We start from the raw sequence: 2568 nt of genomic DNA, 5'->3' as shown, positions 1-2568 counted from the left end.
CTGATCCCAGCCATCTTTCTTGTGTTAGTAATGACTTTGGCTACGATTATGTATTTTCACGTTATGTCGAAGCCGTCGGGCGTCAAGGTGACGTTCTCTTCGGCCTTTCAACCTCGGGTAACTCAGGAAATATTTTAAAAGCGATTGAAGCCGCTCAAGCAAAAGGGATGAAAACCATTGCCTTGACCGGAAAAGAGGGGGGCAAAATGGCAGGATTAGCGGATATTGAAATTCGTGTGCCTCATTTTGGCTATGCTGACCGTATTCAAGAAGTCCACATTAAAATTATCCACATTATCATCCAATTAATTGAAAAAGAGATGGCATAAACCATGGTGGGTTAACCGTTTAAGTTGGCCCACGGTTAGTTAAGTGGTTTAAAGAAGGAGTTGTTTAAACCATGTGTGAATTACTTGGTATGAGCGCCAATGTGCCAACCGATATTTGTTTTAGTTTTACCGGCCTGATGCAGCGGGGAGGTAAAACAGGGCCCCACCGAGATGGTTGGGGCATTACTTTTTATGAAGGACGAGGTTTTCGAACCTTTAAAGATCCAGCACCCAGTTGCCAGTCACAAATTGCTCAACTAGTGCAAAATTATCCGATCAAAAGCTGTGCCGTGATCAGTCATATTCGTCAAGCGAATCGTGGTGGGGTGAGCTTAGAAAATACGCACCCTTTTACGCGTGAACTATGGGGGCGGTATTGGACGTTTGCCCATAATGGACAACTTGTGGATTACCAAAGACTTACTCAAGGTCGCCACCGTCCGGTTGGGCAAACAGATAGTGAAGCGGCTTTTTGTTGGTTACTCGATAGGCTAGAGCAGCGTTATCCAGAGATCCCTCACAATATGCAGGATGTTTTTTACTACGTCAGCGAGCTTTGTGATGAGCTACGTAATAAAGGGGTATTCAATATGCTGCTTTCTGATGGCGATTACGTGATGAGCTACTGCACCAATCACCTCTATTGGATCACTCGTCGAGCCCCATTTGGTCATGCTGCATTGATTGATGAGGATGTGGAAGTGAATTTCCAAGAAGAAACCACCCCCAATGATGTGGTGTCGGTGATTGCGACTCAGCCATTAACCGGCAATGAAACTTGGCAGCGAATGAAGCCGGGCGAGTTTAATTTGTTTTATTTAGGTGAGCGAATTGCAACCAATGTTGAGCAATTGAAAGCGGTGGCTTTTGCTGCGCCAAAGCCGGGTAATCAAGCTCCTCAAGCTGAGCTTTAATTAATCACATAAAAAGGGTAGCCGTAAGCAACCCTTTTTATGTGATTAATACTATCTCCTTCCTACTTGAAGCTGCAGGGGCTACGTTTGCTCACCCCAATCGCATCGCCTGTCTATGCTTATGGGGATGATGAGAGCCATCCGTGGCACTCACCAAAGGCCAGCCTACGGCTGTTCAAATTTGTCACGTTGCCGCCAAACTGCAACTCTCAGTTGTTTGGGTATACATCCTATTATTGGTCGGCATAACCATGGATCCCCAAAGGTTTTCCATCTAAAAAGGCTTTGCCTTGCTTCATAGCTAAACGCTCTTCCACAAACCATTGCACCACTAACGGATAGATACGATATTCTTGAGCTTGTACCTTTGCCGTTAGTGTTTCAACGGTATCCTCGTCAAAAATGGGCACTTTTGCTTGAAGAATAACAGGCCCACCATCCAATTGTTCTGTCACAAAGTGGACGCTTGTGCCATGTTCTTCATCTCCAGCATGAATGGCTCTTTGATAGGTATTAAGGCCTGGATACTTAGGTAACAGTGATGGGTGAATATTAATCATGCGCCCTAAGTAGTGGCGAACAAAATCACTGCTGAGAATACGCATATAGCCAGCTAAAACGATCAAGTCTGGTGTGTATTGATCGATATACTGCATTAATGCGTCATCAAAAGCATCACGAGTCTCATAAGCGTTTGGATCCACAAAATGTGCTGCTGCACCTGCCTTTTTGGCCCGTTCTAAAGCATATGCTGTTGCTTTGTTTGAAAAAACAGCCGTTACTTTGCCACCATGTTTACTGGCTTCACAGGCATCAATGATCGCTTGTAAATTGGTTCCATTTCCTGAAACTAAAACAACAATACTTTTCATCAATTATTTGATCTCTACTTGCTCTTCATTCGCTTGTGCCGAGGCTATTTCACCGATAATCCATGCGTTTTCGCCTTGGTGTTGTAACAGCTCGACCGCTGCTTGTGCTTGATTCTTTGGTAGGGCAATAATTAGTCCGACACCACAGTTGAAGGTGCGATACATTTCGCGTGTTGTCACATTTCCTTTTTGTTGTAGCCAAGTGAAAATGGCAGGCCATTGCCAACTGTTGCCATCAATCACTGCTTTTGCTCCTTCAGGTAATACGCGAGGGATGTTTTCCCAGAAACCACCACCAGTAATGTGCGAAATGGCGTGAATATCGTGTTCAGCAATCAGTTTTAATCCTGATTTAATATAGATTTTAGTCGGTTCTAACAGGTGTTCGCCGATCGTTTTACCTTCCAGCATTTCGTTTTTATCGGCACCGGACACTTCCAGAATTTTACGAAC

4 protein-coding genes are annotated in these 2568 nt (G+C 44.4%); 2 read left to right on the top strand and 2 right to left on the bottom strand.

The window, feature by feature from the left end:
- On the top strand, window positions 1-329 hold a 329-nt coding region (locus B7C60_RS18885), incomplete at its 5' end, for an SIS domain-containing protein (protein WP_245869168.1).
- Between the two features lie 71 nt (window positions 330-400).
- Window positions 401-1243 carry a class II glutamine amidotransferase gene (locus B7C60_RS10475; protein ID WP_099611597.1) on the top strand — a complete coding sequence of 281 codons (843 nt, stop codon included), beginning with the start codon at window positions 401-403 and terminating at the stop codon, window positions 1241-1243.
- A gap of 233 nt (window positions 1244-1476) precedes the next feature.
- On the opposite strand, the gene purN is transcribed toward B7C60_RS10475, so the two are convergent.
- Both purN and B7C60_RS18880 read right to left on the bottom strand, forming a co-directional pair.
- On the bottom strand, window positions 1477-2115 hold the full coding sequence (gene purN, locus B7C60_RS10470) for a phosphoribosylglycinamide formyltransferase (RefSeq protein ID WP_099611596.1): 639 nt from the start codon (window positions 2113-2115) through the stop codon (window positions 1477-1479).
- Between the two features lie 3 nt (window positions 2116-2118).
- Window positions 2119-2568 (bottom strand): AIR synthase-related protein (locus tag B7C60_RS18880; protein WP_245869165.1); only part of this gene is annotated, 450 nt, incomplete at its 5' end.

Source organism: Vibrio fujianensis, from assembly GCF_002749895.1.
In the GTDB taxonomy this organism is placed as follows: domain Bacteria; phylum Pseudomonadota; class Gammaproteobacteria; order Enterobacterales; family Vibrionaceae; genus Vibrio; species Vibrio fujianensis.
Note: the sequence above shows the minus strand (reverse complement) of the source record. Positions and strands in the feature narration are given on the sequence as shown.